The 18,296-nt window shown below is 63.5% G+C and carries 18 protein-coding genes; 5 read left to right on the forward strand and 13 right to left on the reverse strand.

Annotated elements, in window-relative coordinates; genetic code table 11:
* Positions 1-162 precede the first annotated feature (162 nt).
* Positions 163-1,443 carry a cytochrome P450 gene (locus AC5Y42_RS05675; protein WP_499896432.1) on the forward strand — a complete coding sequence of 427 codons (1,281 nt, stop codon included), beginning with the start codon at positions 163-165 and terminating at the stop codon, positions 1,441-1,443.
* Positions 1,440-1,697, forward strand: coding sequence for a hypothetical protein (locus AC5Y42_RS05680; protein WP_499896436.1), 258 nt, complete (start codon positions 1,440-1,442; stop codon positions 1,695-1,697). The genes AC5Y42_RS05675 and AC5Y42_RS05680 overlap by 4 nt, the downstream gene beginning before the upstream one ends.
* Here the strand turns inward: AC5Y42_RS05680 and AC5Y42_RS05685 are convergent.
* From AC5Y42_RS05685 to AC5Y42_RS05695, 3 genes are all read right to left on the reverse strand, one after another.
* Positions 1,694-3,130: an adenylate/guanylate cyclase domain-containing protein gene (locus tag AC5Y42_RS05685; RefSeq protein WP_499896791.1), complete on the reverse strand. Its 1,437-nt coding sequence runs from the start codon at positions 3,128-3,130 to the stop codon at positions 1,694-1,696. The two genes, AC5Y42_RS05680 and AC5Y42_RS05685, sit on opposite strands and share 4 nt — an antisense overlap.
* Before the next feature lie 211 nt (positions 3,131-3,341).
* Positions 3,342-3,710, reverse strand: coding sequence for a hypothetical protein (locus AC5Y42_RS05690; RefSeq protein ID WP_499896793.1), 369 nt, complete (start codon positions 3,708-3,710; stop codon positions 3,342-3,344).
* A 151-nt stretch (positions 3,711-3,861) separates the two neighbouring features.
* Entirely contained in the window at positions 3,862-4,263 is a 402-nt protein-coding gene (locus AC5Y42_RS05695) for a hypothetical protein (protein ID WP_499896438.1), read from the reverse strand.
* 254 nt (positions 4,264-4,517) lie between these two features.
* On the opposite strand from AC5Y42_RS05695, the gene AC5Y42_RS05700 reads away from it, so the two are divergent.
* The 3 genes from AC5Y42_RS05700 to AC5Y42_RS05710 all read left to right on the forward strand — a co-directional run bounded on the left by AC5Y42_RS05700 (position 4,518) and on the right by AC5Y42_RS05710 (position 6,520).
* Entirely contained in the window at positions 4,518-5,252 is a 735-nt protein-coding gene (locus AC5Y42_RS05700) for an Rv1363c family protein (RefSeq protein WP_499896446.1), read from the forward strand.
* Complete coding sequence (locus AC5Y42_RS05705; RefSeq protein WP_499896447.1) at positions 5,249-5,866, forward strand: Rv1363c family protein; 618 nt, start codon at positions 5,249-5,251, stop codon at positions 5,864-5,866. Before AC5Y42_RS05700 ends, AC5Y42_RS05705 begins: the two co-directional genes overlap by 4 nt.
* 126 nt (positions 5,867-5,992) lie before the next feature.
* On the forward strand, positions 5,993-6,520 hold the full coding sequence (locus tag AC5Y42_RS05710) for an Rv2253/PknI dimerization domain-containing protein (RefSeq protein ID WP_499896794.1): 528 nt from the start codon (positions 5,993-5,995) through the stop codon (positions 6,518-6,520).
* 21 nt (positions 6,521-6,541) lie between these two features.
* On the opposite strand, the gene AC5Y42_RS05715 is transcribed toward AC5Y42_RS05710, so the two are convergent.
* From AC5Y42_RS05715 to AC5Y42_RS05760, 10 genes are read right to left on the reverse strand one after another with little or no spacing between them, the layout of a single operon-like run.
* Entirely contained in the window at positions 6,542-8,263 is a 1,722-nt protein-coding gene (locus AC5Y42_RS05715) for an MCE family protein (RefSeq protein WP_499896448.1), read from the reverse strand.
* Entirely contained in the window at positions 8,264-9,538 is a 1,275-nt protein-coding gene (locus AC5Y42_RS05720) for an MCE family protein (protein WP_499896450.1), read from the reverse strand.
* Positions 9,535-10,953 (reverse strand): MCE family protein, encoded by a 1,419-nt coding sequence (locus AC5Y42_RS05725; RefSeq protein ID WP_499896452.1) that lies wholly within the window; start codon positions 10,951-10,953, stop codon positions 9,535-9,537. The genes AC5Y42_RS05720 and AC5Y42_RS05725 overlap by 4 nt, the downstream gene beginning before the upstream one ends.
* Positions 10,950-12,068 carry an MCE family protein gene (locus AC5Y42_RS05730; RefSeq protein WP_499896453.1) on the reverse strand — a complete coding sequence of 373 codons (1,119 nt, stop codon included), beginning with the start codon at positions 12,066-12,068 and terminating at the stop codon, positions 10,950-10,952. Before AC5Y42_RS05730 ends, AC5Y42_RS05725 begins: the two co-directional genes overlap by 4 nt.
* A complete protein-coding gene (locus AC5Y42_RS05735) occupies positions 12,061-13,095 on the reverse strand; it encodes an MCE family protein (RefSeq protein WP_499896455.1) in 1,035 nt (344 codons plus the stop codon). Before AC5Y42_RS05735 ends, AC5Y42_RS05730 begins: the two co-directional genes overlap by 8 nt.
* Complete coding sequence (locus AC5Y42_RS05740) at positions 13,092-14,279, reverse strand: MCE family protein (RefSeq protein WP_499896457.1); 1,188 nt, start codon at positions 14,277-14,279, stop codon at positions 13,092-13,094. Before AC5Y42_RS05740 ends, AC5Y42_RS05735 begins: the two co-directional genes overlap by 4 nt.
* An 11-nt stretch (positions 14,280-14,290) precedes the next feature.
* Positions 14,291-15,154, reverse strand: coding sequence for an MlaE family ABC transporter permease (locus AC5Y42_RS05745; protein WP_499896458.1), 864 nt, complete (start codon positions 15,152-15,154; stop codon positions 14,291-14,293).
* On the reverse strand, positions 15,151-15,963 hold the full coding sequence (locus AC5Y42_RS05750; RefSeq protein WP_499896460.1) for an MlaE family ABC transporter permease: 813 nt from the start codon (positions 15,961-15,963) through the stop codon (positions 15,151-15,153). The genes AC5Y42_RS05745 and AC5Y42_RS05750 overlap by 4 nt, the downstream gene beginning before the upstream one ends.
* Complete coding sequence (locus AC5Y42_RS05755) at positions 15,953-17,122, reverse strand: thiolase C-terminal domain-containing protein (protein WP_499896461.1); 1,170 nt, start codon at positions 17,120-17,122, stop codon at positions 15,953-15,955. Before AC5Y42_RS05755 ends, AC5Y42_RS05750 begins: the two co-directional genes overlap by 11 nt.
* Positions 17,119-18,294: a Zn-ribbon domain-containing OB-fold protein gene (locus AC5Y42_RS05760; RefSeq protein ID WP_499896463.1), complete on the reverse strand. Its 1,176-nt coding sequence runs from the start codon at positions 18,292-18,294 to the stop codon at positions 17,119-17,121. Before AC5Y42_RS05760 ends, AC5Y42_RS05755 begins: the two co-directional genes overlap by 4 nt.
* Between the last annotated feature and the right edge of the window lie 2 nt (positions 18,295-18,296).

Below are 18,296 nucleotides of genomic sequence, written 5' to 3' on the forward strand. Positions count from 1 at the left end.
CCTCTCCCGATCCTTGATGAACTCGCCGATCGTAGCGTCGACCTTGACCACGACCTTAACGCCATGCTAAGCAGTTGCTCAGCACTTTGACGATCTCGTACGCGGGCGGTGCTACGTCTCGCCGCGACACACAGCCCAAGTCTGAAGGAGACGCGTAACACCATGACCACCACCTTCGAGTCGATCGACTTCTTCACCGACCCGTCCCTGGTCCCCGATCCTTACGCTTACTTCGACTACCTCCGCGACCAAAACCCGGTGCTCAAGCTCCCGCACTACAACGTCGTCGCCGTCACCGGCTGGGAAGAGGCGAACGCGGTCTATAAAGACACCGACTCGTTTTCGAACTGCGTCGCGCTCGGAGGGCCGTTCCCGCCGCTGCCGTTCGAAGTCGATTGCGATGACCTCAGTCCGCTGATCGACTCCCACCGCGACCAGTTTCCGATGTTCGAGCACATGGTCACCATGGACCCGCCAGACCACACCCGCGCCCGGTCGCTGCTGAGCCGGCTGTTGACGCCGAGCCGGCTCAAGGAGAACGAGGACTTCATGTGGCGGCTCGCGGACCGTCAGCTCGAGGAGTTCCTCGGTGAGGGCAAGTGCGAATTCATCGCCGAATACTCAAAGCCCTTCGCCACCTTGGTGATCGCCGACCTGCTCGGAGTCCCAGAAGAAGACCACCAGGAATTTCGCACCATCCTGGGAGCGGATCGTCCGGGCGCACGGGTCGGTGCGCTCGACCACGAATCGGTCGGCGTCAACCCGCTGGAGTGGCTCGACGACAAGTTCTGCTCCTACATCGAGGAGCGGCGCAGTGCGCCCCGCGACGACGTGCTGACCGCGTTGGCGACGGCAAAGTATCCCGACGGAACTACGCCTGAGGTCATCGAGGTGAGCCGATCGGCAACCTTCCTGTTCGCGGCCGGTCAGGAAACCACCGCTAAGCTGCTCTCCGCGGCACTGCAGGTGCTCGGCGACCGGCCCGACATTCAGCAGCAGCTGCGAAATGACCGCAGCCTGATTCCCGGCTTCATCGAGGAATCGCTGCGGATGGAGAGCCCAGTCAAAAGCGACTCAAGGCTGGCCCGCAAGCCCGCCACGGTGGGCGGCGTCGACATCCCCGCTGGCACCGTCGTGATGGTGTTGCCCGGTGCGGTCAACCGTGATCCGCGCCGGTTCGACAATCCGCACGAGTTCCAGCTGGACCGCAAGAACGTTCGCGAGCACATGGCGTTTGCCCGTGGCGTGCATTCTTGTCCCGGTGCGCCACTGGCGCGGGTGGAGGGCCGCGTCTCGCTCGAGCGCATCCTGGACCGGATGACCGACATCGCGGCCAGCGAGGCAAAACACGGGCCGGCCGGTGAACGCCGCTACACCTATGAACCGACCTACATACTGCGCGGGCTTTCCGAACTGCACCTCACGTTTACCATGACGGGGTGAGCCGCGCCAGCCGGCGAGAACGTCGTCCGCGGTTCCTGGGCGTCGTGTACCGCACGCCGGTGCGACATCTCACGTCGACCGCCGAACAGGTAGCAGATCAACTGATCTGGCGTTCCACCGGCACGCCCGGTGTCGACTGGAAAGGCGGCGAGCACTATCTGAAGCGCCACATTGCGAAAACGAATAGACATGCCCACGACGCCGAACTGAGCCGCAACCTGTGGGACCGCAGCCTCGCCATCGTCGACAGCTAGTGAGCGGGCGTCATGATCTGCGTGGCTTCCGAGCGTCCACGCAGCACCGTGGAACCATGGGCCACCCAGTGCTGCCGCTCGGCCTCGTCGGCACGTGTAAGGGCGGCATCCGAACACAGCACCCGGCGCTCCGAGGTTTTCGCGAGGTCGGCCAGTCGCGCCGCTTCGTTGACCGCATCGCCGACCACCGTGTATTCATAGCGGTTTTCGGCACCGATGTTGCCTGCAAAAACCCGGCCGGCCGATATCCCGATACCGAAGTCCACCACCGGCAACTCGCGCAACCGCGTCTGCAAGGCGCGCGCAGTTGCCAAAGCAGCCGACGCCGCCCTGCTGTTGCGGAGCGGCGCGCCGAAGACCGCCAGTGCGGCGTCACCCTGAAACTTGTTGATGAAGCCCCGCTGTTGGTCGACCGCTCCGACTACGATCCGGAAAAATTCGTTCAGCACACCGGCGACCTCATCAGGCGGTCGACTGGCCGCCAGCTCGGTCGAACCCACGAGGTCCACGAACAACACCGCCGCTTCTCCTACTTCGCCGGATAGCGATGCACCTTCTTCTACTGCACGACGCGCGACGTCGACCCCGACATGCCGGCCAAACAAGTCGCGGAGGCGGTCCCGTTCGGTGAGTCCGCCAACCATACGGTTGAATCCGCTTTGGAGAAGCCCGATTTCGGAACGCTCGTAAACCTTGACGAACGTTCCAACTTGCCCATGCTCGATTTCTGCCATGGCGTCGACGACGTCGCGTACGGGGTCTGAAATTGATCGGGCCACCAGAATCATCCCACGCAGGCCCAGCATCACCGCGACAAGGGCAAGCACCAAAACGGCGGTCTCGACAGACGTGGTCTTCGGGACGATCCAGCCGTTCGACCGCAAGATGATCAGCGTCGCAATCCCCAACATCGGGAGCCCGCTGGATAGCAACCACATGCCTATTAGTCTGGCCAGCACGCCCGGTGCCGTCACAAAACCCTCGAAATCCGTTGTGGCAGCGGCAACAATCGGCCGGAGCGGACGTTGGCTGAGCAGTACGGCGGTGCCTGTCGCTGCGGAACCGCCGAAAACGATGGCCATACAGGTCGCCACCGCGACTGTGAGGCCGCCATCGAGGTTGAGCAATACGAAGATCGCGCCGCTGGCCGCCCACGTCGACGCTAAAACTATCGACTGATTCCGGACCAGGTCCATCGCCGCACGCCGTTGATCTGGGTCAGGCTCGCGGTGGGGAACGAACCAGCGCAACGAAGGAATGATCAGCAGGAACCCGGCGGCCAACACGGCAACCGTGCCCAGGACGATCACTGTCACCGATGTGATGACGTACTTCGCATCGAAGTCCGGATGGAATGAGCCGAGCCTATGACCGGTTAGTGCGACGACGACGATAAGAATTTCGGCGACGCTGAGCAGGTGCGCGAACGCCAGGCCGGCCGCATACCGAGCCGATGATCTGGCAAAGGTGCTGCGCGGCGCGTCGGCCAGCCTGCTCACACGATGAAGATAGCGAGGCTACGTGTCGCCGCGCACCTGTTGTTGCCGCAGAGACCGGATTGCTGAGTTCGGTCGACCTCCCGTTGACAATCCGGCGCACTGCGTTTGTCGCGCAACCAGCGCCGGATGGCGCAACTGGTTAGTCCTAGTAACGCACCAACGAAAACGGGAAGCTCACGGTCCCGCCCGGAGCACCTCCGCAGCCGGCGTCGAAAGTCGAGTCCACCGAACCGGCCAGCGTCACCGGATCCCAGGAATACGTGTCGTGCGATGGCAGAAAGTACACCGTGCAGCGCACTCCATCGGGCACATCGATGACCATCGTGTAACGACCATTCGCGAGGTTTGCGTCGGTATTCCAGGGCGCCGCCTGGCCATTGGGTCTCGGCAGGGCGTCTACATGGACGCAGTCCGTGGTGGGCACGACCGTATCGCGGGCGCACGGCGCGACCGACCAGATCCACGAGTGGCCCGGATCCCGCGGGGTCTGTAGGACGAAGTTACCGAACGGCATCCTGGCCGCGGCAGTCGGCGCGAGGGCTAAAGCGGTTGAGACGAGCACGACACTGACCACTGCGATCTTCGGGGTCTTCACGGTCTCTCCGTTCTTTGTCGCCCGCGGGCTTTGGCCGACTATTGGGTGCGGCCGGCAAAGATTTTTCCGGCTATGTGTCGGCCCGCACCCAAGTAGTGACACCGTCATGCCCTATGCACACCAGGAAGAGACCATCAGGCGCCTGCGCAACATAGTTCTGGTACCGCAGCCCGCATTCGGCGCCTTCGTCCTTGATTCCGGCCATCGGAGGTGACCGGAACCATCGCGGCTGATATTGCCTAGGCGAGCCGCAGAACATCAGCCGTCCGGGTTGGGTGGCGGGCACATAACCGCCGGAGACGCCGAATACGTAATAAGTGGTGTTGTCGCACGGAGCGCCGAGAACCATATTCGGAGCAATGCCCGGAGTGCAGGCCGGATAGTCGCACACCGTGGGCCCCGCGGCAGCCGGCGGCGGCATCGACATGCCGACACCGATCAGCGGGGCGACCACAGCCACGATGAATCGCACCAAGCTAGCCTGGCATAGCCGATAAGAAAATTCTCTTTTTTGGAGAAGGCCGGCTCCGGATGCAGCGCCCCACCCGCCGCGTGTTCCTGCAGGCCCGCAAGTGCGCTATGGCCGCAATGGCACGTGCTCAAAGATCTGGACATTGGTGATGGCTTCCGTGCGCTAACACACGTGCTGGTAATGTCATTCTCCGTGCGTGGTTGGAAGTTGTCAGACCGCCACGACTCGGTTGCGCCGGCGATGGTTGGAGGCAAGTGACCGATTCCGATACGGACCCCGCGACCGGCCCCGAGCTGTCCGCCTCGCTAGCTGAAGCCGAGGAAGAGGTCATCCGTGCAGGGGCGCGCGCCGAGGCGGCCCGCGCACTCGCAACGCAACTACGCCAAGATGCCGAAGCCGACTGCGGCGACCAAACCGGCAACGTCGAGGAGACCGAAGACGACACTGATGTGGACGGGCCAACATTGGTAAGAGCGCGACGTTGGCGCCCACCACGGGTCCGTCGCCCTAGCCGGAAAGCGGTGGCTGTCGGTGTCGGGATTGTGCTCATCTGCGCCTCGCTCGGTGCTAGCGGCTATATGGTGTGGCAGGACCACGCCATCGCGCACAAACGGCAGCTCGCCCCGGAGTTCGCTGCGGCCGCACGTTCTGGGGTCACAGCGTTGATGACCATCGACCCAAAGCACGCCAAGGATGACATTCAGCGCAGCATCGACGCGTCCACCGGCGAGCTCAAAACCCAACTGGAAGCGCGATCGGGATTCATGGCTCAGCGGGCCGAGGAATCGAAGGTGATCAGCAAGGTCACGGTGGAAGCCGTCGGTGTCGAGTCATGGACCGAGAATTCGGGCGTCGCACTTGTCTCGGTGAAATCCGACGTCACCGATCCGGACAACTCGAAACGCCCCCCGATGTTGTGGCGGATCAGCGTCAAGATCGAGCGGGACGGCGGTCAGCTCAAGATGTCCGGAGTTGATTTCCTGCAATGAGTGTCGAGCAAGAGTCGTCGCCAGACAGCGTGGAAACTCCGCCCATCGGCGAGGCGGAGGAAGTAACCGCTGGCGAGGAATCGGTGCGCGCCAGCGGATCGTCAGCCGCCGGGCGCCTCGCCCGCCGATGTCTAGCGAGGTGGCGTCCAATTTGTGCGACGGCGTTGGTCATTGCCACGATCGCGGTTGCTGCCGGTTTGTTCTTCTTCCAGTACCGTCCGGCTCAGCGGATCGGCGGCGCGGCCACACATCAGGCAGTCCAAGCGGCTTCGGACGGTGCCGTCGCGGTGCTGTCGTATTCCTATGACAATCTGGACCACGACTTCGCCCGGGCCAAGTCACTTTCGACCGGAGAATTTCTGTCCTACTACAGCAGGTTTAGTCAGGACTTCATCGCGCCCGCGGCGCGGCAGGGGCATCTTATTGCGACGGCCGAAGTACTGCGGGCAGCCGCAATTGAGATGCATCCGGATTCGGCGATCGTCTTGGTGTTCATGAACCAGAACACCGCAAGCAAAGAAAAACCAGAGCCGTTGACGACAGCCAGCAGCGTCGTGGTGACGCTGACGAAAGTCAATGGATCCTGGCTGATAGCGAAGTTAGATCCATTGTGATGGCCGCGACGGTCGGTTATGCGGATCGGCGACTTAGCGGCGAAGCTGGTGTTACTCTTCACGCTCAGCGACGCCGCTGCCGGCACCGGAAAGCCCGTATCTTCTAGTTGGGTCAAGGAACACGCAATGCGTTCAATGGAAATAACCGCCGCCGCGATGCTGGTGGCCGCCAACGTATTCGGTACTTTCGGCCCTGCCTCACCGGCGGGGGCGACTACCAAGGAGGACGTCGCCCTCAACGGGACGTATCAAGTCACGTCCAACGGCAATTTGGCCAAGATCAACCGTCAGTTCAATCAAGAGGCGGTCGTCACCACCACGTGGACGATCAGCTCAACCTGCACCACCTTCGAGGAGTGCACCGGTACGGTGCACAGCGCGCAGGGTTGGACTGCACCGATCCACATACGTGACGGTCTCATGTGGTACGTCACGCACGACGTGCCCGACTGGGAAAAATGCGAGGACGGTACCGCATTCACCGGCCGCCAGGAATTCACTTTCTGGCCGGTCGACCCGAACGGAAGCGGTCAAGTAGTGACCGGATCACCGACGCTGGCCGGCAAGGACAAGACAATCGGGCCAAGCGGCGCCTGCGGCCAGAACCAGTGGCTCACCGTCGAGATGCCGGTGCGGCTCGACAAGATCGGCTAATCGAGCATTCGAGCCCGGGCTTCAGGTAGGCAGCATGTCCCGCCACGTTTTGGGCGCAGCCGGCTTCACCAAATCTGACTGCTGGTATACGTGGCCGTCACGACTGACATATCGACCGGTACGCGGATCGTATTGTGCCGTCGCGACGGCCGCCAGCGGACCGGCTATCTTGGGCGCGAATGAGCTGTGAGCCGCCCGCGGCTGATCACCATTGCCTTTGTCGGGTGGTGAGGGAAGCGGGGCCGGCGCGGGTACGGCTGCGGGTTGCGAAACTTCGCCCGGCGCAGGAACATCCAGCGGCGCTATCGGCGGATAATCGGCCGCCTGTGTCGACATGTAGCCCGACGACGGCACCGGCGGCGAAGCATGCCCCGGCCCCGGTGGCCCGTACGTTCCGCGCGGACCCGGCGGCGTGCCGCGCGGGACCGCCCCCGGCGGCAGCGGTGTCCCCTCGAGTGGCCCGAAAATTCTCTGGTCCGAGGTGACTCGGTCGTCGGGCGGAATGCCCTGCGCCAGTAGGTTCGGGTCCAGCGGAGAGGGACCCAGAACGTGTTGGCGCATCGCCAGCGGCATGTATGGCTTGTCGCTTTTGCAAATTTCGACCGTCGGTGCACGCTTTCCGGGCTTGTCCATGCACGGATAGTTACGGGCGCCGCGCACCGAGAGCGGTGAGTCCTGCGGCAGTTTGCAATACAGCCCGTCCGGAGTGTCGATGTCGCTTTCGTCGTCCGGCGATCGCCAACTGCTCTGCGGCAGGAAGCCGACCGTGCAGATCGGCGGATCGTCGATTGTGAGTGCGAAGTCGCCATGGGCGAGACCGTTCGGCCAGTTTATGCCGTTGGCCGTTTGCTCGATGGCGACCAGTGGCGGCAGTAGTACCAGCAGTTGTTCCAGCCCCGGGTGGTAGGTGACGCCGATCTGACCGATGGTGGTGAGGTTGGCCAGCAGAACCGGCAGCGTCGGTTTGACCTGCTCGAGAAGCCGTGACGCCTCGTTCGCGGCCTCGGGGCCATTCTGCAGCACCGTACGAACTCGCGAGTCGTCGTTGGCGAGCACGTCCGAGATACCGGCGAAGCTGCGCGCCCACGTTCGGATCGCGTCGGTGGTCTGCGCCTGGGAGTCCAGGAACGGTCCGCTGTCGTCGATCAGGGTTCGGGTGCGGTCGGCAATAGCGTTGGAGTAATCCGCAATTCGGGAGGTCGAGTCCGAGAGTGATCCAACGTCGTAACCGGAGCCGTTGAATGCCTGGAACGTCTCGTCGAGTAATTGGCCGAGCTTTTGCTTGGGGATGCTATTGACGAGCGCACTGACTTGATCGAGCATGGGCCCGACCGCCTGTGGAATCGTGGTGTCGCGCATGACGATTGTTGAGCCGTTGCGCAGGTACGGGGCCGAGTTGGTTCGTGGCCGCAAGTCCACGTACTGCTCGCCGACTGCCGAGACGCTGCGCACCTCGGCTTGCAGGTCTGCCGGGATCTTGGGCGAAGCGCCAAGAGACAGCGTCGCTTTCGCGCCGTTGGGCGTCAGGCTCACCGCGGTCACCTTGCCGACTTGCACTCCTCGGTACGTCACGTTGGAAAATCGGTAGAGGCCGCCGGTGGCGGGCAGCTCCAACGTGACCGTCATCCGTCCGATGCCCAGCAGGGTCGGCGCTTGGATGTAGAAGAGAACCATCGCGACCACACCGATGATCCCGACCGTGGCGAAGATCGCCAGCTGGATTCGGACGAAGCGCGACAGCATCTATCCGCCACCTTCCGTCGGCGGGATTCCCGGCGGCGAAGCAGCGGGCCCCGGCGGGGGAGCAGGCGACGGCGCATCCGCCGGGGACCCCGGTGGCGGCCCGGCCGGTGGCGGAGGACCAGGCAGCGGCACAGCGTTAGGCGGCGGCGGAGCGCCCGGTGGTGCCGCACTCACGCCGGCATGCAAGGGATCGAGTGTGTAGTTCAGGTAAGGCGGCTCACCAGGCGCCGGTGGTTCGCTGGCGCCCAGCTGTCCCCAGTGGGTTCCCAAGAACGGTCCTTGCTTGAGCCGGGGAATCGTGAGGTCGAGCTCCGGAGAAACGTTGAAGTAGTCACCGCGAACCGCGCGATCGATGAAGTTCTGCCCGAACGGGAAGACCGACGCCCACGCGATAGCCGCGTCGAGATCCGGTCCGACGTCGGCAAGCGCACGTATCGTCGGCTCCAGGTTTTTCAGGTTCCTGACGAGGTCGGCCTGGCTGTCATTGACCAGCTTGGTAGCGGTATCGCTGAACACCCGAAGTTTGTCCAGGGCTTCCGTCAGGCGCGGCCGCTCTTTGATCAGCACCTCCAACGCCGGGGGGATCTTGTGCAGCGCCGCAGTGATGACGTCGCGTTGCCCGGCGAAGCTGTCGGCAAGCCGGTTCAGCGCCTGGATGGACGCCACGATATCGTCGCGCTGTTGGTCGAGCGTGCCCACGAACTTGTCCAGGCGGGTGAGCAAATCCCGCACGGCGCCCGCCCGACCGGACAGGGCCGCGCTGAAATTGTGGATGATCTCACCGAACTGCCCCAGCCCGCCGCCGTTGACGACCACCGATAGCGACGAAAGGGTTTGCTCTGTCGATGGATACGTCGACGCCCGGTTCAGCGGGATCGTGGCGCCCGGTTGCAGTCGCCCGACCCCCGGCTGACCGAGCGGCGGATTGAGCTCCAAGTGCATCGACCCCAGCAGGCTTGTTTGACCGACACTTGCTACCGCGTTGGCGGGGATGACGACATCGCGCTTTACCGAGATCTGGACGTCGGCGTGCCATCCCTTCACGGTCATCGGGCCAACACTGCCGACCACTACATCGTCGATCATCACCGGCGAATTTGACTCCAGCGTAGCGACATTAGCGATCTCAACGTGATAGGTGTCGGCACCTGCCCCGCGTCCCACTGCGCCAGGCAGTGGTAGTGAATTCAGGCCGTGGAATGCGCATCCGGTTGCGGTCAGCACCACGCAACAGCCAACGGCGAGCACTCGCCGAACGCCAGCCCGGACGGTCATGGCTGCGGCCGTTCTGCCGGCAGCGGGCCAGGTGGCGGAGGTGGTGGTGGCGATTCCATCGGCACTGTCGGCGCCGGTGGCAGCGGCATCGCCGCTCCGGGTATCCGTGGGAGCGGTACCGACGGCGCCGGCCCGGGCACAACCGAATCACCGTTCAATCCGGTATAAGCGGACACCGCGGGCGGGATCTCGGGCGGTCCGGGCTTGGGGCCTTCACCACCGGGCGCCAGCCGGGGCTCGGCATAGATGATGTTTTCCGGGTTCGCCGACGGCATGAGGACTGGGTTGATGGGGATCGGCGACTCGTTGTAGTTCAGCACCCGCAATCCGGGGCCGAGAAACAGGGCGCACAACTTGCCCGATTCGACCGCGGTGACAGTCTCGACGGCTGCCATCATCGAGCAGCCGGGAATCGGCAACGGGATAATCGCACCCGACGCCGTGGAATTCGCGAAGGGTACGATTCCGAACCCGCCGTTGATGGTTCCGGTGTCGGGGTTGTAGTCGTTCATGAAGTTGGCGATCGCCGTCGGGGCGAGGTGTAGAAGGTTTTCCAACGCCATGTGGTTGTCGACCAACGGCTGGGTGACGTTGGCCAATCGCGTTATCTGCTCGCTGGTCTGGTCACGGGTTTCCGCGATGAACCGCTGCACTTCGCCGACCGCCGTGGACAGGTTCGTCACCGCCGCGTCCAAATCGGATTTGCTGTCGTCGACCACGCTGGTAAGTGTGGCGAGCCGATTGTTGAACTGCACCAGTTGGACGTTGCTGTCGCGCAGCGCGGTGACGAAGGTCTGCAGATTTTTGATGATGTCGACGATGTTGCCGCTGCCGTCCGCCAGGATCCGTCCCACCCCGGACAGTTGGGCCAACGCCTGATGTAATTTCTCGCCGTTGCCATTTCCCAATGCGTTGGCGGCGCTGTCGATGAACCGGCCCACCGATGTGTCCGAAACGCCGCCTTTTGGCCCCAGATCCGTTGCCAGCCGCATCAATTGGGTCTTGACCTCGTCCCACTCGACCGGTACCGCGGTACGCTCGACCGGTATTGTCGCGCCGTCGGCCATGACGGGTCCGCTGTCCCGGTAGGCGGGTGTGAGCTGAACGTAGCGGGCAGCAACCAGGTTCTGCGCGACGATCACCGCTTTCGCATCCGCTGGAATCGGCACGTCATGGTCGACGTGCAGGGTCATCTTGGCCCGCGTGCCCTCGGGTTGGATGGACTTGATCGTGCCGACTTTGACGCCGGAGACGCGCACTTCGTCACCGGGATAGATCGCGGTCGTCGTCGTGAAGTACGCGGTGACGGTACGCGGGCGAAAGAAGATCTCGCGCACAACCACCGCCCCGCCGGCAAGGACGAGTCCCACCAAGGCGATGGCGAGCCACATTGACAGCCTGGTGCGCCGCATCATTGCGTCCCTCCGATCCGTCCGCCCAACGTACAACCAGGGCACTCTGGAATCCCGTTGTAGGGGAAGGGGACCAGCGACCGCGGTAGGGGCGACGGGAAGCCAGGACCGCGAGCCGGGTCGAAGGTGCGGAACCCCCAGAGATATTCCATGAACGGCCCGAAGATTTGGGGGACAGACAGGTTCGGCACGAACGCTGAGTAGGAAAACATGCTGGAAACGGCCTCGCCCAACGTAATCGCAAACTTTGCGGCACCCGGCAACGCCTTGGAGATGTTGTCGCGGTTCTTCTCCAACATCGCGGTCACCGAATTCAGCTTCTCCAGCGTCGGCGCCAACTTGCCCTCGTTGTCGTGTACCAGTCCCGACAACTGCTGGGCCACCGCCGACGTGCTGGCCAGCAACTCGACGATCTCCTGTCGCCGCGCGACCAATATTTGGAGCAGATCGTCGGAGTTGAGGATCAGCTGGTTCACTTGCTGGCTGCGTTCGGAGAGAATGTCGGTGACATCGCCAGCACTTTTGAGCAGCTGGCCCAGTGATTGGTTGCGGCCGTTGAGGGTTCGCGACAGCCGGGTCAGGCCGTCAAAGGCCGGACCCAGTTGCGGCGCGATCTGGTTGAGCGTCGCAGCCAACGTGTCCAGCGACTGGTTCAACGATTGGGTGCTGGTCCCGGTGGTGTTGGTGGTGAGATCGCTGACTGCCTCGCTCAACGAGTACGGCGACGACGTCCGCGACACGGGGATTACGTCCATCGGATGCATCACGTTGCTGCCGGCCGACTCCAGAGTCAGCATCCGCGCGCCGAGCAGCGTACCGGTCCTGATGTGCGCGGTGGTGTCGGCGCCGAGGGGGATGTTGCCCTTCAGCGTGAACGTCACCAGTGCATCGCCATGGCGCAGAGCGACACTCGATACCGAACCGACCTTGATGCCGGACACTGTCACGTCGTTGCCTGGCGCCAGACCGCCGGCTTCGGAAAACAACGCCTGGTACTTAACGGCCGTCGCCATCGACACCAGCCGGTCGGGCGACAAGCCAACCAGGATCACAAGCGCGATCACGACAGCGCCGATGAATCCGGCCTTGATCAGCCCAGCTCCGCGGTACTTATGCATTGGGTTCCTTGCACCTTCCCGCTTCAGACTTGAACAGTGGGGCCACTACGGTCTTGCCTTGCAAATCCGTACCCCGGAGCGTTAGCAAGCAGAAGTAGTACGGGATGGTGGCACCCATGACGCCCAGTCGTGTCAGCTTGCGGAAGTTCTTCGGCATCCGCTGGATTGCGGCGTCGATTCGGTCTTTGTCTTGATCGAGCAGTGGCGCCAAGCGACTCAACTGATCCACCGTGCCGGCCAGCGGGGGTCTAGCGTTAGTCAGCAGATCCGCGAGTGACGTGGTTCCGTTGCTCAACGAGTCGATCGCTGTGCCGATGGTGTCGCGGTCGTCCGATAATCCGGTGACCAACTGTTCGAGGCGATCGATGGCGCCGGAGAATTTGTCGCCGTCCTTTGAAAGGGTCGCCACCACGGTGTTCAGGTTGTCGATCAGTTGCTGGACCGTCTGGTCGTTGTCGGCCAGAGCATTTGAGAACGACGTTGTCTTCGAGAACAGCGACTGCAAGTTTCCGCCTTCGCCCTGAAAGACCTCGATGAGCGATGCAGTCAGCGCATTCACGTCTTGCGGATTAAAGCCCTGGATAACGGGTTTCAGCCCACCGAGCAGCAAATCGAGATCAAGCGCCGGCGCGGTGCGCCCGACGGGAATCTGCCCCCCGACCGGCAGCCGCTTGGTCGATCCCGGGCCGTCGACGAGCTCCAGATAGCGGTCACCGACCAGGTTGAGGTAGCGAACGGCAGCCTTGGTGCCCTCGGTGAGCATGATATTGCGGTCAGCGTCGAACTTCACCGCAACCTTCTTGTCTGGGCGCAGCGAAACACCGTTGACAGTGCCCACCCGGATTCCGGCGACCCGCACCGAATCTCCGACCTTCAGACGTGAAGCATCGTTGAAGATCGCCGAATAACCAGTGACCGCGCCGGTGCGGTACTGGCCGAAGATGAAGAACAAGAAAGCGGTCAACACCGTCATCACGATCCCGAAGACCGCGAACTTGATCACCGTCGCACGCAACGAGCCCCTCATCCTTGTTGTCCAACCTGAGCGGGGTTGCGCGGCGGCCCGTCAATCGGCCCGTAGAGCAACTGCTTGAGCCCGTCGAAATTCAGCAGTATCTGTGGGTTCCCGTACTTCCACGGGTTGGCACCGGTGTCGCCGACCACATACTTCGCCTTGGTGTTGAAGGGCAGCTTCGGAAGACCCGTACACTGCGGGCCACCGGTGGCCGCAACCTTGGGCAAGTCCGTCGGGTACCGATAACGTTCAGCGCCGAGCAGTAACGTGGCCGATAGGTGAATAGCCGGTTCGAAGAGCGGCGGAGAGTGTGACAACGTGGCGAGTCCGCCGAAACCGCAGTTGAAGGCCTTGTTGTAGGCATTGGTGAGATCGGTGGTCGGCACCAGCAGATGTAACGCATCTGTCAGCGACTTGCGGTTGGTGCCGATGACATCGTTGCCGGTGTCGGCCAAACCGATCGCGCTGATCAGCAGCGCGTCCAAATTGTGTTGCTCCTCGACGATCGCCTTACTGATCGTTGTCGCATTGGCGGCGGTTTTCACGAGGTTCGGCGCCGCGTCGGCGTAGGCGTCGGCTATCGCAGGGAGGACAGCGGTGTCGTGGCTCAAGGCGGACAGGCTTGGGTCGAGTTTCGCCAGAAACGAGTCGAGATCGCTGAGTGCCTGACCGATCTTTTCACCACGCCCACTGAACGCGGTCGCCAAAGCCCCGAGAGTTGCGTTGAGTTTGGCCGGGTCGATGGTGTCTAGAACCGACGACAGCCGCTGGAAGACGGTGTTGATCTCGACCGTGACGTGTTGGCTGTCGAGCACCTGGCCGGCGTGCAACGGCTGCTCCGACGGTTCGGCCGGCGGTAACAGGTCGACAAACTTGGCGCCGAAAACTGTTGGCGACGTGAGGTCGACGAGCACATTGGAGGGAATAAGGTGCATCTCGGATGGATACATCGCCAAGTGCAGCACCGCCTGGCCGTTCGGCCGCGCCTCGATCGAATCGACCTTCCCCACTTGCACGCCGCGCATCTTCACCTTGGCGTCCGGGTTCATCACCAAGCCGGCACGCGGCGAAAGCACGGTAACCGGTACACTTTCGGTGAAGCTGCCCTGGAACAAGCCCACCGCAGCGGCGACAATCGCGGCGATAATCGCCACGGTCACCAGACCCGTCAGTGCGCGTATCCCAGTGTGTTCCATCGGATCCTTTCCTATCCCGAGAGGTTGAAGTTTCCGTTCGAGCCGTAGATCGACAGCGAAACCAGCAGCGTTACCGATACCACAACAATGAGCGAGGTGCGGACCGCATTACCCGTAGCCACCCCGACACCCTCCGGTCCACCTGAGGCGAAATACCCGTAGTACGTATGTAACAACAGGACGGCGACCGCCATCAAGACCGCCTGCAAGAACGACCACAGTAAGTCGATGGGGTTCAAGAAGGTATCGAAGTAGTGGTTGTAAAGGCCACCCGATTGGCCGAACAAGACAACCGTGGTGAATTGGCTGGCCAGGAACGACAAAATAACCGCAATGCTGTAAAGCGGTGTGATCGCGAGCATCCCGGCGATGATCCTGGTGCTGACCAGGTACTCGACGGGCCGGATCGCCATGGATTCCAGTGCATCGATCTCTTCGCTGATCCGCATGGCGCCCAGTTGTGCGGTCACACCGGCACCGAACGTGGCCGCCAACCCGATCCCGGCAATCACCGGCGCCGCGATGCGGACGTTGATGAATGCCGCCAAGAAGCCGGTCAGCGCTTCGATGCCGATATTGCCCAGCGAGCTATAGCCTTGGACGGCGAGTGTGCCGCCCGCGGCCAGCGTCAGAAATCCAACGATTACGACGGTTCCGCCGATCATCGCCAAAGTTCCAGCACCCATGCTGATTTCGGCGATGAGGCGAATGACTTCGCGCCGATAGTGGATGACTGCGTGCGGCATCCCGGCGATCGCCCGGCCGTAGAACAACGTGTGATCACCTAGCTCGGCCAAAGCGCCGACCGGCCTACGCCATTGGCCGAGGGCACGGGTCGTCCGGGGATAGGTGGCTCGCAGCGTCCGCGCAGTCATGACTTGCTCGAGAATCGGATGCCGATGGCGGTGACCACCACGTTGATGACAAAGAGCGCCATGAATGCGTACACCACAGTCTCGTTGACCGCGTTGCCCACCGCCTTGGCCCCCCCACCGGAGATGGTCAGGCCCCGATAGCACGCGACCAAGCCGGCAATCAGTCCGAAAAGTGCTGCCTTGACGCAGGAGATGATCACCTCGGGCACGCCGGTCAACAACGTGATGCCGGCGGCGAACGCGCCGGGATTGACGTCCTGGACGAACACCGAGAAGATGTAGCCGCCCAGAATTCCGATGATCACGACGAGGCTGTTGAGCAGCAGGGCCACTAATCCCGACGCCAACATGCGCGGGGTCACCAAGCGCTGCACCGGGTTAATGCCCAGTACCTCCATGGCGTCGATCTCCTCGCGGATGGTTCGCGACCCCAGGTCGGCACACATTGCCGTCGCTCCCGCCCCGGCCACGATCAACACGGTCACCACCGGACCGACCTGGGTGACCGCCCCGAACGCGGCACCCGCGCCGGACAGATCGGCAGCACCTAGTTCGCGCAGCAGGATGTTGAGAATAAAGCTGACCAGCACGGTAAACGGTATGGCCACCAACAGTGTCGGCACCAATGAGACCCGCGCGACGAACCACGACTGTTCCAGCAACTCACGCCATTGGAAGGGCCGGCGGAACACGAATTTCACTGCGTCAGCAGACATCGCGAAAAGCCCGCCGACGGCCTGCATTGCGCCGGAAAGGCCATTCGGCAAGCTGATCCCGGTGGACCAGCGCTCCGCCCCCTTACTTGCCATCGGCGCCCGGTCCTTCCACAATGGTGACGGCCGATACTGCCGTCGGACCACCGATATTGTGCGCCAGTCCAATACGCGCACCATCCACCTGGTTGGCAGCCTCACCGCGGAGCTGTTCGAAAAGCTCCACGCATTGTGCCACCCCGGTCGCGCCCGGCGGATGTCCTTTGGACTTCAGGCCGCCGCTCGGGTTGACCGGCAGTGCGCCGCCGACGCTGGTCACCTGCTCCTCGACGAGTTTGTGCGCACCGAACCGCTCGGCGAATCCGAGGTCCTCGTAGCTGATCAGCTCGATACCGGTGAAGTAGTCATGGACTTCGGCGACATCGACGTCCGCCGGCGTCAGGCCGGCCATCGTGAACGCACGCTTGGCAGCGCGCACGGTGGCCGGAAACGTCGTCATGTCCGGCTTGTGCTGGTGCATCACCGAATCCAGTCCGAGGCCGACACCGCGGATCCACACCGGCCGGTCGGTGAACCGGTCGACCACATCTTCGGCGGCGAGCACGAGTGCTGCCGCGCCGTCACTTTGCGGCGCGCAGTCGTAGAGACCGAAGGGGCTGACCACGGTCGGCGCGGCCAACGCCTGCTCGAGGGTGATCTCGAAGCGCAGGCGCGCCTTGGGGTTAGTGACTCCGTGGTAGTGGTTTTTGACCGCGACCATGGCCATGTGCTCTTTGGTGGCAGCCGACTCGTGCAGATAGCGCGCGACGTGCAAGGCGAATCCGGCGGGCGCGACCAGGCCCAGCGGATAGTCCCATGCCATGTCCCGAGCCATCGCCTCCCACTCCCACAGCAGGTCCTTCGACGCGGTTTCGCGGAGCTTATCCGCGCCCATGACCAGTGCGACGTCGAATGCGCCAGATGACACCCCGAAAAGCGCATTGCGTACGGCGTCATTGCCGGTGGCACAGGAGTTCTCCACCCGGGTGACGGGGACGTCGGTCAGGCCCAGAGCGTCGGCCAAGATGCCCGACGGAAATCCGTCGGTGGTGCCCATTGCGCCGAACCAGGCGGCCTGCAGATCGGTTTTGGCCAGACCCTTGTCGACGGTGGCCGCGCAGTCGGCGAACGCCATCGGCAGCAGGTCTTTGATGCCCAACGCGAAGTGTTCGGCGAACGGCGTCATCCCCGCGCCGACGATGGCCACTCGCTTCATGCCGCCGCCTCCTCGGGTTCGAAGGCGTAACCGTAGTCCGGAACACCCGACCGCACGGCGATTCTGCGCAAAACGAGACGCCCCTTCTCGCCGATCGAAATCGCGTCCGGCTCAGCGCCGGTCACCTTGACCAGTGCGCGCACCTCCGAGTCGTCGAGTTCGACGATGGCCAATGCGTACGGCGTGCGCAGACCGGGCACCGGCATGTGCACCGAGACCGCGGTGTAGACGGTGCCGGTGCGCGGAAGCGGTACCAGCTCGTAGTCGGTGGCCAGCGTCCCGTCGTCGCCGACCCGGTAGCGCGGCGGAAAGTCCAGTTCGTCGCTGTCCGCGTGTTTGCCTGCCTCCCAGCGGACTTTGGCTTCGAAGGCGCGTTCGTAAGCGGCCAACGAAATCGCCAGATCGCTACCGGCGACGAACGTGGTCTCGGGCATCACCCGAGCGGCCGGCTGATGACGGTAGATCCGCGCCTCTCCGCCGACCACCGTGATTCCGGACAGGCTGGCCTGTTCGACTGCGACCAGGCGCCCGGTCATCTGCGCGGCTGACAGGTCGGCCAGCGCGAACAGCCCAGAACTCGAGCCCACCGTGGGTAGCCGGGGCTGCTGACCGGCGGACAACTCAACGGCCTGCTCGTGTTCCACGCCGGCGACGGCCAGCGGGGTGTCGACCCAGGCCGCCTTCAATGAGGCCACCACGCCGCGCTGCTGCAACAGCCGCGGGTCGCCGTAGTCGTGCACCACTCCGACGGCGTTGCGGGTGCGCACCGGCAAGCTGCGAGCGATGCGGGCGGCGGTGCGGACATGCAATCCGTCCTCGGCGGTGACGAGTGCCGCCGCGCCGGCCGGGTCGAGATCCACGCCGATGATCAGCGTGCGCGGGCGGGCCGAGCTCAGCGCGTCAAGCGTCGCCGGCGCCCCGCCCAGCCGTTCGTCAACTTCCAGCTCGGGATCCAGCCCCAGCCCGGCCAGTAACACCGCGGCGTTGCTGCTTTCGGTCAGCGGCAGGCTGCGGCTGACCACGATGACTTTTTCCACGGCGCCGCCACCACGGAGCGCTGCGCGGCCGGCTTCGACGGCCAGCGTGATGGCGTCCTCGTCGTCACCCGCCGCCCGGTGATAGGGGGTACCCCAGCACGGCAGGTAGGTGCCAATCGCGGCGACGTGCGGCATCG

The organism is Mycobacterium sp. NGS48 (genome assembly GCF_059812585.1).

What these genes read in the sequence shown, in the direction of transcription:
- AC5Y42_RS05715 (WP_499896448.1), bottom strand. Translation starts at nt 8,263, where the DNA reads ATGCTGTCGCGCTTCGTCCGAATCCAGCTGGCGATCTTCGCCACGGTC.
- AC5Y42_RS05725 (WP_499896452.1), bottom strand. Translation starts at nt 10,953, where the DNA reads ATGATGCGGCGCACCAGGCTGTCAATGTGGCTCGCCATCGCCTTGGTG.
- AC5Y42_RS05710 (WP_499896794.1), top strand. Translation starts at nt 5,993, where the DNA reads ATGCGTTCAATGGAAATAACCGCCGCCGCGATGCTGGTGGCCGCCAAC.
- AC5Y42_RS05735 (WP_499896455.1), bottom strand. Translation starts at nt 13,095, where the DNA reads ATGAGGGGCTCGTTGCGTGCGACGGTGATCAAGTTCGCGGTCTTCGGG.
- AC5Y42_RS05760 (WP_499896463.1), bottom strand. Translation starts at nt 18,294, where the DNA reads ATGCCGCACGTCGCCGCGATTGGCACCTACCTGCCGTGCTGGGGTACC.
- AC5Y42_RS05755 (WP_499896461.1), bottom strand. Translation starts at nt 17,122, where the DNA reads ATGAAGCGAGTGGCCATCGTCGGCGCGGGGATGACGCCGTTCGCCGAA.
- AC5Y42_RS05675 (WP_499896432.1), top strand. Translation starts at nt 163, where the DNA reads ATGACCACCACCTTCGAGTCGATCGACTTCTTCACCGACCCGTCCCTG.
- AC5Y42_RS05745 (WP_499896458.1), bottom strand. Translation starts at nt 15,154, where the DNA reads ATGACTGCGCGGACGCTGCGAGCCACCTATCCCCGGACGACCCGTGCC.
- AC5Y42_RS05750 (WP_499896460.1), bottom strand. Translation starts at nt 15,963, where the DNA reads ATGGCAAGTAAGGGGGCGGAGCGCTGGTCCACCGGGATCAGCTTGCCG.
- AC5Y42_RS05690 (WP_499896793.1), bottom strand. Translation starts at nt 3,710, where the DNA reads ATGCCGTTCGGTAACTTCGTCCTACAGACCCCGCGGGATCCGGGCCAC.
- AC5Y42_RS05720 (WP_499896450.1), bottom strand. Translation starts at nt 9,538, where the DNA reads ATGACCGTCCGGGCTGGCGTTCGGCGAGTGCTCGCCGTTGGCTGTTGC.
- AC5Y42_RS05730 (WP_499896453.1), bottom strand. Translation starts at nt 12,068, where the DNA reads ATGCATAAGTACCGCGGAGCTGGGCTGATCAAGGCCGGATTCATCGGC.
- AC5Y42_RS05740 (WP_499896457.1), bottom strand. Translation starts at nt 14,279, where the DNA reads ATGGAACACACTGGGATACGCGCACTGACGGGTCTGGTGACCGTGGCG.
- AC5Y42_RS05705 (WP_499896447.1), top strand. Translation starts at nt 5,249, where the DNA reads ATGAGTGTCGAGCAAGAGTCGTCGCCAGACAGCGTGGAAACTCCGCCC.